Raw genomic sequence first — 8,561 nt, forward strand, 5'->3', positions numbered from 1 at the left:
CTTTTTCGCCATCCGAGGTGTGGGAAGGTGCGATCAGAGGGTGGCGAGCAGCTTGCGCAGGTCGGACCAGTCCGACGGCAGGGAATGGCGTACGCACCATTCGGAAGTGAAGCCGACTGGCTGACGGCCTTCCATGACATCGCGCAGCAGGTCCGGTGCGAGGAAGGCCAGGCCAATCATGCGCTGGATCCGGCTCTTCGAGACGCCGGAGGACATCGCGTTATGGCTGAATGATTGACCTGATCTGATCGAACCACTTTTGGGCCAAAGCAATGTTGCGGATCAAGACGTCGTCGCGGTCTGCGGGAACATCGCCCAGCGTCAGCCGGGTCTCCACACCGCGCTTGCGAAGCTGAAACGGAGATGTGAAGTGGAGTGTCTCTGGCTCGATTAAGTGAGCTACCCCCCGAAATTCGGACAGTGACGTAAGCTACGATCTGACGTCTGTTGGTCTCCAAGAACGAGGAGATCAGAACATGTCGAAACGCAGAAACCATGACGCGGGCTTCAAGGCTCGCGTGGCGCTGGAAGCCGTGAAGGGCGAGCGCACCGCGTCGGAGCTGGCCGCGGAATACGGTGTGCATCCGACGATGATTCATCAGTGGAGCGAGCCATAGTCCGCCATTGGTCCGAGGACAATGGCGAGCGCGCTGCTCGAGGGGGCATCGGACATCTTCGAGCGCGGCGGGAAAGAGAAGGCCGAGGTCGACGAGGAGACGGTTCGGTCGCTGCACGCGAAGATCGGAGAGCTGGCAGTCGCCAACGATTTTTTGTCCAGAAAGCTCAAACCTTGGACCGGCAAGTGAGGCTCGTGATGATCGAGCGCTCTCACCCTGCGCTTTCGGTCGGGGCGCAATGCCGCCTGCGGTCGATCTCGCGGTCGTCGTTCTACTACGCACCGTTGGGCGAGACCGAGATGAACCTGACGCTCATGCGGCTGATCGACCGGCAGTTTCTGGAAACCCCGTTCTCCGGCGTCCAGCAGATGACCTGGCACCTGCAGAACGAGTGCCACGCCGTGAACGTGAAGCGCATCCGGCGGCTGATGCGGCTCATGCCGATCTACCAGAAGCCCAAAACCAGCAAGCCCGCGAAGGCACAAGACCTACCCCTACCCGGCTCGGGTGGCCTGCGGGTCGATCGGCCCAATCAGGTCTGGTGCGCCGACATCACCTATATGCCGATGCGACGAGGCTTCCTCTATCTGGTTGCCATCATGGACTGGTTCACACGCAAAGTGCTGGCCTGGCGCATCTCGAACACGCTCGAAGCCGACTTCTGCGTCGAGGAGCTGAACGAGGCGGTCCACCGCTTCGGCCCGCCCGAGATCATGAATACCGATCAGGGGTCGCAGTTCACGTCCTTCGCCTGGAGCGACAGGCTGAAGCGGATCGGCACCCGGATCTCGATGGACAGCAAGGGCCGGTGTCTCGACAACATCTTCATCGAACGGTCCGAAGGACGGCGGTCCCTGAAGTATGAGTGCGTCTACCTGCAAGCCTGGGAAACCGGTCCGCAGGCGAAGGCCGGGGTTGGCCGGTGGATCACTTTCTACAACCACCAGCCCCACGCCGCCCATGGCGGACAGCCGCCCACCGTGGTCTACTTCAACCAGATAAAAACCGACCAGCAGGGCCAGAGAGTAGCTTAAATCACCCCGGAAACTGTCCAAGAGACGGGGTGTAGCTCACTGCTGCCGGTTTCGTGGACACTAAGTTAGGATGTCATAGCTCCGGCATCGAACGCCAGCGGGCTTAGATACCGAGACAAGAATGACTCTGCTTCGAAGTGTAGAAGCGATTGTACATCAGGGCTGGTAGGCGAATAATCTCGGGCCTCGTCGATGTTCAGCCGCCTACTACGGTAAGCAAGAGCTCGGCTCCGCCGGCGCCTGCGCTGACCAGATGACGCATGTGTCCAGGAAACTCCAGGAAGTCTCCCGCTTCTAAGACGACTTTCCTTCCATCAAGGTTAACTGTCACGACGCCGCGCAAAACGAACATCGCTTCGCAACCGGAATGGAAAGCTTCGGATTTGTGGGCCACTCCTTCCGGACAGGTCAAGACAAAGGCTTCATAAGGCGGGCGCCCAAGTGTGGAGCTGTTCAGGGACTGCAAAATGACGCCTTCATTGGCTGCATCTGCGGCCAAGAGCTTGCGCTCAGACCGGCGTACGATGTGGACGTCTTCCTTGTCATGGTCTTCGCCCACAAGGGTTGCGACTGACATCTGCAATGCTTCCGTCAGGCGGAGCAGCGCGGCCATGCTGAGGGATTTTTCGCCACGCTCGAAACGGGACAGGTGCCCTTTGCTCAACGAGGCGGCACTGGCCAGCTCATCAAGCGTCAAGTTCCGGCGGCGCCGCATTTCGCGGGCCCGGAGACCAATCTGGATCAGTGGTTCATTGGTATCCATGGTGCCTCGTCGACTTCGGTTGCCCATAAGGTAAACGAGTTGCCCTGTGAAAGGGAACATACAAGCCACCCGTTTGGGCGTTTTTTGTGCGTTCCCGAGTGAAGCTCAATCTGCCGTGCAAATTTTCATTGCCCATTGGGCAACAAGTTGTCTAAATCAGCAAGTGAGACAACATCGCGCCGACGGAACGAGCCGGCCAGACATAAAGACAGGAGAGGGTTCATGAAACGAAGAGAATTTCTCGGGCGTGCAGCGGTGGTGCCCGCAGCTTTGGCCGTGCCGTCGATAGCCCAAGCGCAGACCAAGGTGAAATGGCGCATGCCGAGCAGCTTCCCGAGCAGCCTGTCGACGGTTCAGGGTGGCGCGGTTCGTCTTGCCGAAAAGGTGGCCGAACTCACTGACGGCGGTTTCGAGATTCAGGCCTATGCCGCCGGCGAACTCGTTCCGCCGCTTGGCGTGCTCGAGGCGGTACAGTCTGGAACGACCGAGGCCGGCTATTCGCCTGGTTTCTTCTATGTCGGCAAGAAGCCGGCTTTGGCCTTCGATGCCGGCGTTCCATTCGGAATGACGCCACGGCAGCATTTCTCCTGGTTCCACCATGGGGGCGGCAAGGAACTGCTCGATGAAGTCTACGATGCCTTCAACATGGTCTCGATCCCCGCTGGCAACACCGGGGCGCAGATGGGCGGATGGTTCCGCAAGCCGATCGACAGCATTACCGATCTCAAGGGGCTGCGCATTCGCGCCGCTGGGTATCTCGGCTATATCTACTCCGATCTGGGTGCGGTACCTCAGCAGATCGCGATCGGTGATCTGTACCCTGCCATGGAGCGCGGCACGCTGGACGCAGTTGAGTTCACCAGCCCAACCGATGATGAAACCCTGGGTCTCAACAAGGTCGCGAAATACTACTATGCGCCCGGCATCCTGGAACTGGGTGCGTCGCTTGGGTTGATGATCAACAAGGACGCCATGGCGTCGCTGTCCCCAGCCTACAAGGCCGCGCTCGAAATGGCTTGTGCCTGGACGTATTCGGACATGCTGGCGCGATATGACAGCCTCAATGTGGCCGCACTGCGCAGGCTCATCGCCGGTGGAGCCGAGTTGCGGGCTTGGCCCGATGAAGTCATGTCGGCGATGCGCAAGAGCGCGGACAAGCTCTTCACTGAGCAGGGCGAGGCCGATCCCGACTTCAAGCGCATCCATGAGCATTGGCGAGCGTTCCTCGATGACCAACTCCGCTGGATGTCGGTCAACGATGTCGCAGCCGAGAACGTGCTCATTCGCGGCTGATGGCGACGTGAACCCGTTGCTTCTTATCGAGCGGCTAACTCGCGGTATCGGCCGGGCGGCAGCCTGGCTGATGCTCGCGGCAGCCGTGCTGAGTGCGGGCAACGCACTGATGCGCAAGGTTTTTGCCATCAGCTCGAATGCCATGCTCGAGGCGCAGTGGTATCTTGTGGGAACCGCCGTCATGCTCGCCGCAGCATGGGTCCTCCAGGAAAACGGGCATGTGCGTATCGAACTGATCTCGTCCCGCTTTCCACGTGGACTGAGGCGCGGGATCGAGATTTTCGGGCATTTGTGTCTTCTCCTGCCGTTTTCTTCGCTGATGCTGTGGCTCAGTTGGCCATATTTCATGCGGTCATGGTCGCAGAACGAAACCTCGATCAATACGGGCGGACTGCTGGTCTGGCCGATGCGGGGGATCATCGTGCTCGGGTTCCTTCTGCTCTGTCTTCAATCCCTTGTTGCGCTCTTGCGTCTGTTGCGAGGTGGTGACGCACCGTCTCCATCAGATGACGATGCGCGACCCATCGAGTGAGCCGAAGCCGTGCTGCATTTCGTCGCTCAGAACCTGGCACCATTGATGTTCCTGAGCATCATGTTGCTTTTGATGATGGGATTCCCGGTGGCTTTCACGCTTGCCGCCGGTGGCTTGGCATTCTTTGCTGTCGGCACTCTTGTGTCGGAGTTGGCGCCAGGCGACATCACTCTGGCGTGGCCGTTGTTGCAGGCCCAGCCGGACCGGATATTTGGTATCATCAGCAACGATGTCCTGCTGGCTGTGCCGTTCTTTACCCTCATGGGCGCGATCTTCGAGAAGACGGGCATCGCCGAAGAGCTCCTCGGGGTGGTCGCCCGCCTGTTCGGACGCATGCGTGGCGGTCTATGCTATGCGGTGATCCTGGTTGGTTCGTTGCTGGCCGCGACCACCGGAGTCGTATCGGCATCAGTTATGACCATGGGCCTGATCGCCCTGCCGATCATGCTGCGCAGCGGGTACAATCCGCATTTCGCCGCCGGAACCATAACCGCCGCCGGCACCCTGTCGCAGATCGTGCCGCCGTCTCTGGTGCTCATCGTCATGGCGGACCAGGTTATGGTTCCCGTCGGCGAGATCTATCGTGGCGCTTTGGTTCCTTCCGCTCTGTTGATCGGGGCCTATCTTTTGGCAATTGCAGCCATTTCGCTGCTGTTCCCGCGAATGCTCCCGGCCTCGACCGAGACACCGCCGGCACCGCGCGACTACTTCGGGCTGATCTTTCTGGTAGCGGTCGGTGCCGTCGCGGGCTGGATCGCGCAATTCGCGCTGGGTTTCATGGAGCCGGCCGGCCGGATCATTTCTTCGATAGCAGTTGCGGCGGCAGTTGTCGTAGCGCTTGCCGCTTTCGATGGTGGGCGGGGCCGCCTGGGCGTGTCACCCTTTGCTCGTCGGACTGTCATGGCACTGGTTCCGACACTGGGTCTGATCTTCCTGGTGCTGGGCACAATTTTCCTGGGCGTTGCCACTCCGACTGAAAGTGGCGCCTTGGGTGCGGTGGGCGCACTGCTTCTTGCGATGCTGAGACGACGCCTGTCATTGGCAGATCTGGCCAGTATCGTCGAGCGGACAACGCGGTTGACGGTCTTCGTCTTCTTCATCCTGATCGGAGCAAAGATGTTCAGCCTGACCTTTTACGGTTTGGGCGGAGACGAGTGGCTCCATCAACTGCTCACTACTCTACCCGGTGGCGAAATCGGGTTTGTCGTCTTCTCGATGGTGCTGATCTTCATCCTGGGATGCTTCCTGGATTTCTTCGAGATCGCCTTCATCGTCATTCCTTTGCTGCTGCCTGCGGCGAATGCCCTGGGGATCGATCCCCTCTGGTTCGCACTACTCATCTCGATCAACCTGCAAACCTCCTTCCTGACGCCGCCGTTCGGATTTGCCCTGTTCTATCTCCGATCGGTCGCTCCGACGCAGGGTGCAACCCGTCTTTCGAACGAAGCCGTCTACTATGGGGCGCTCAGCTTCATCTGCATCAACGTGCTGGTGATGGGCTTTCTCATCGCTTTCCCCGATCTGATCTCCCGCCCAGAGCCTGACTTTGCCGTGGGCACCGACAAGTCAGTCGATTTCGGAACCCGCGACAGTGGTTTCGGCGCTCCCGCTGGGGGGCAGAACAAGAACCTCAACGATCTTTTCAAGTAGGACACCATGCCAGACTTTTTGCTTTACGATCACCCGCTCTCGGGCAACTGTCACAAAATCCGACTGTTGTGCGCCATGATCGGCAAACCACTGGAATTGCTTCCGGTCGCAGTCCTCGAAGGGGAAACCCGGACCGAGGAGTTTGCCAAACTCAATCCAGTGCAACAGATCCCGGTCTTGAAGGATGGCGATTTTGTCGTTCAGGACAGTCAGGCGATCCTCTTGTATCTTGCAATGAAATATGCACCGGAATGGATCGACGCTTCTCCGGAAGGCATGGCGGCGATAGCCGAATGGCTTTCCTATGGCGCCAAAGAGGTGTCTAACGGTCCGCAATTGGCACGGCTGCACTTCCTCGATCCGCACAAGTCGATCGACATTGACCGTGCGCAAGCCATCGGCCGAAAGGTTCTGGCGCTGCTTGAGCGGGTTCTTGGCGGGCGTGAATGGCTCTGCTTGGGCCGGCCGACCATCGCCGACCTGGCGGTGTTCCCCTATGTCGGTCTGGCCCGACAGGGAAAACTGCCCTTGGACGAATGCCCAAATGTTCTGGCATGGATCGATCGCATCCGGGCGCTACCCGGGTACCATCCGATGCCCGGACTGCCGGAGGCGCTGTGATGACGAGCTGGATTGGACGGGTCGAACACCTCCACATCGCCCCACGCTCGTTTCTGCCGATGCGGAGCATGCAACGGCTAGAGTTGGTTGCCGGGCGCGGCATCACCGGTGACCGCTATTCAACTGGAGAGGGTTTCTACTCGGATCGCCCGGAGGAGGGGCGACAGGTCACGCTCTTCGAAGCCGAAACCCTTGAGGCGCTGTTGCGTGACCACAAAGTGACGCTGGTCCCTTCCGATCATCGGCGCAACGTCACGGTCCGGGACGTGCCACTGAACCATCTTGTCGGCCGCCGCTTTCGGATCGGTGAAGTCCTGCTCGAGGGCACGCGCTTGTCGACCCCATGCCGGCACATCGAGCAGATCACCGGGCAGGACATTTTCACGATCCTTATCAATCGTTCGGGCTTGCATGCCCGCATCCTGACTGGCGGCGAGATCGCGCTCGACGACATTGTCAGGCCGGAGTAGCGCAATGGCAAAATCCATTCACCGAGTTTCCGTTGAAATCCGCCGGATCGAAGCACTTCCCGGGAATGTTCGCCTGATCGAACTCGCCGACCATGATGATTGGGAACTGCCGCCCTTCACATCGGGTGCCCACGTCGATGTTCACCTGCCCAGCGGACGCATCCGGCAATATTCCCTGTGCGGCAGTCCGGACGAGCCGACACGGTATTTGATCGCCGTTGCAAGGGACGCGGCCGGGCGCGGTGGCTCGGCCGAAGTGCATGACGCATTGGCGCCCGGAATGCCTTTGCTGCTCTCTCTGCCGCGGAACCACTTTCCGCTGATCTCCGAAGGTCGCGTTGTGCTTGTTGCCGGCGGCATCGGCATTACACCGTTCCTGTCGATGTTGCCCGAGCTTCTTCGAACCGGAAGAAACTTCGAGCTTCACGTTTGCACGCCCTCCGCGCAGCATGACGGGTTTTCGAGATTTCTCGGCGACGTTCCGGCCGATCGTCTGAAGGTTCACTATAGCGACGATGGTTCGCGTTTAGATCTTTCGGGGCTGATTGATGGTCTGGGGCCTGAAGATCACATCTATGTTTGTGGCCCGGGGAGAATGATCTCCGAGGCACGCGAGTTCGAGGATCGCTTGGGTGAAAGATTGCACATCGAGCTATTCGGCGCTGGTGAGACAGGTCAGCAAGCGGCATACGTCGTCGAATTGGCCAACAGTGGCCAGATCGTGCCAGTAGGGGCGGGCGAGACAATGCTCGAAGCCTTGCGTGCTGCCGGTGTGGAGGTTCCATCCTCATGCGAAGGCGGTGTATGCCTCGACTGCAAGACTCGCTACCTCGAAGGCACACCTGTTCATCGCGATCTTGTTTTGCCGGCGCATGAACGGGGAACTCATTTGACGCCTTGCGTTTCGGGTTGCGCAGGTGATCGGATCGTGCTGGACCTGCCCCAAAGTAATTGATCGCGGGTACGGGGGCATGAGCCGGGATCAGTTGGCCGAGGCTGCACGGGATTACGGACCAACCTGCCGGCTCTCCCGGTTGGTGGATAATCTCGGGCCTCGTCCGGAAATACTTGAAAAGGCCATCTTTCGTCATCCCGACAAGCTTCTCGATCGCGTCGAGAAGCTTATCGCCCGGCTAGCTCCGGAACCGAGCGTTCGCCTTTCAAGGCTTTCTGGACCTGTCGCGGTTTGATGCCGTTCCTTTGATAGCATTTACTGCAACAAAGGAGACTGACTATGGGAGATGGAAGAACGGACGCATTCCGCAAAGATGCGGTGCGTATTGCGCTAACCAGTGGGCTGACGCGCAAACAGTTGGCTGACGATCTGGGTGTCGGGATGTCGACGCTGAACAAATGGATCACGGCACACCGAGACACGGATGTGGTGGCGAAAGAGGATCTGAGCCTTGCCCAAGAGAATGATCGACTTCGGCGCGAGAACCGCATTCTCAAGGAGGAGCGGGAAATCTTAAAAAAGGCCACGGTGTTCTTCGCGAGCCCAAAGCCGTGAGGTTTAGGCTCCAGACTCATTGATCTTCAAAGCTAGAACATGACGGTTGCGGCGAGGGCGACGGCGGAGAG

12 protein-coding genes and 1 pseudogene are annotated in these 8,561 nt (G+C 59.3%); 11 read left to right on the plus strand and 2 right to left on the minus strand.

The window, feature by feature from the left end; all coding sequences use genetic code 11:
- Nucleotides 1-33 precede the first annotated feature (33 nt).
- Nucleotides 34-180 (minus strand): hypothetical protein, encoded by a 147-nt coding sequence (locus tag ACFO5X_RS10085; RefSeq protein ID WP_380717265.1) that lies wholly within the window; start codon nucleotides 178-180, stop codon nucleotides 34-36.
- Nucleotides 181-476: 296 nt separating this feature from the next.
- On the opposite strand from ACFO5X_RS10085, the gene ACFO5X_RS10090 reads away from it, so the two are divergent.
- Genes ACFO5X_RS10090 through ACFO5X_RS10100 form a run of 3 tightly spaced genes read left to right on the plus strand, consistent with a single transcriptional unit; the run spans nucleotide 477 to nucleotide 1,651 of the window.
- Nucleotides 477-617, plus strand: coding sequence for a transposase (locus ACFO5X_RS10090; protein ID WP_380717266.1), 141 nt, complete (start codon nucleotides 477-479; stop codon nucleotides 615-617).
- Between the two features lie 21 nt (nucleotides 618-638).
- Nucleotides 639-806, plus strand: coding sequence for a hypothetical protein (locus tag ACFO5X_RS10095; RefSeq protein WP_380717267.1), 168 nt, complete (start codon nucleotides 639-641; stop codon nucleotides 804-806).
- Nucleotides 807-814: 8 nt separating this feature from the next.
- A complete protein-coding gene (locus ACFO5X_RS10100; protein ID WP_380717269.1) occupies nucleotides 815-1,651 on the plus strand; it encodes an IS3 family transposase in 837 nt (278 codons plus the stop codon).
- 196 nt (nucleotides 1,652-1,847) lie between these two features.
- On the opposite strand, the gene ACFO5X_RS10105 is transcribed toward ACFO5X_RS10100, so the two are convergent.
- Nucleotides 1,848-2,414 (minus strand): helix-turn-helix domain-containing protein, encoded by a 567-nt coding sequence (locus ACFO5X_RS10105; protein WP_380717270.1) that lies wholly within the window; start codon nucleotides 2,412-2,414, stop codon nucleotides 1,848-1,850.
- Between the two features lie 222 nt (nucleotides 2,415-2,636).
- On the opposite strand from ACFO5X_RS10105, the gene ACFO5X_RS10110 reads away from it, so the two are divergent.
- The 8 genes and pseudogenes from ACFO5X_RS10110 to ACFO5X_RS10145 form a co-directional block, all read left to right on the plus strand.
- Nucleotides 2,637-3,707, plus strand: a complete 1,071-nt coding sequence (locus ACFO5X_RS10110; protein ID WP_380717271.1) for a TRAP transporter substrate-binding protein — start codon at nucleotides 2,637-2,639, stop codon at nucleotides 3,705-3,707.
- Nucleotides 3,708-3,714: 7 nt separating this feature from the next.
- Nucleotides 3,715-4,239, plus strand: coding sequence for a TRAP transporter small permease subunit (locus ACFO5X_RS10115; RefSeq protein ID WP_380717272.1), 525 nt, complete (start codon nucleotides 3,715-3,717; stop codon nucleotides 4,237-4,239).
- 9 nt (nucleotides 4,240-4,248) lie between these two features.
- Nucleotides 4,249-5,889, plus strand: coding sequence for a TRAP transporter large permease (locus ACFO5X_RS10120; RefSeq protein ID WP_380717274.1), 1,641 nt, complete (start codon nucleotides 4,249-4,251; stop codon nucleotides 5,887-5,889).
- A 6-nt stretch (nucleotides 5,890-5,895) separates the two neighbouring features.
- Complete coding sequence (locus tag ACFO5X_RS10125) at nucleotides 5,896-6,510, plus strand: glutathione S-transferase family protein (RefSeq protein ID WP_380717276.1); 615 nt, start codon at nucleotides 5,896-5,898, stop codon at nucleotides 6,508-6,510.
- The gene (locus ACFO5X_RS10130) at nucleotides 6,510-6,980 is read left to right on the plus strand and encodes an MOSC domain-containing protein (protein ID WP_380717278.1); all 471 of its coding nucleotides are present in this window, start codon (nucleotides 6,510-6,512) and stop codon (nucleotides 6,978-6,980) included. Before ACFO5X_RS10125 ends, ACFO5X_RS10130 begins: the two co-directional genes overlap by 1 nt.
- A 4-nt stretch (nucleotides 6,981-6,984) precedes the next feature.
- Complete coding sequence (locus tag ACFO5X_RS10135) at nucleotides 6,985-7,935, plus strand: PDR/VanB family oxidoreductase (RefSeq protein ID WP_380717280.1); 951 nt, start codon at nucleotides 6,985-6,987, stop codon at nucleotides 7,933-7,935.
- Nucleotides 7,936-7,951: 16 nt separating this feature from the next.
- Nucleotides 7,952-8,170 (plus strand): hypothetical protein, encoded by a 219-nt coding sequence (locus ACFO5X_RS10140; RefSeq protein WP_380717282.1) that lies wholly within the window; start codon nucleotides 7,952-7,954, stop codon nucleotides 8,168-8,170.
- 44 nt (nucleotides 8,171-8,214) lie between these two features.
- Nucleotides 8,215-8,498: pseudogene (locus tag ACFO5X_RS10145) on the plus strand (transposase); the annotation flags it as partial.
- Between the last annotated feature and the right edge of the window lie 63 nt (nucleotides 8,499-8,561).

The sequence above is a fragment of the Seohaeicola nanhaiensis genome (assembly GCF_042654245.1).
GTDB classification, from domain to species: domain Bacteria; phylum Pseudomonadota; class Alphaproteobacteria; order Rhodobacterales; family Rhodobacteraceae; genus Seohaeicola_A; species Seohaeicola_A nanhaiensis.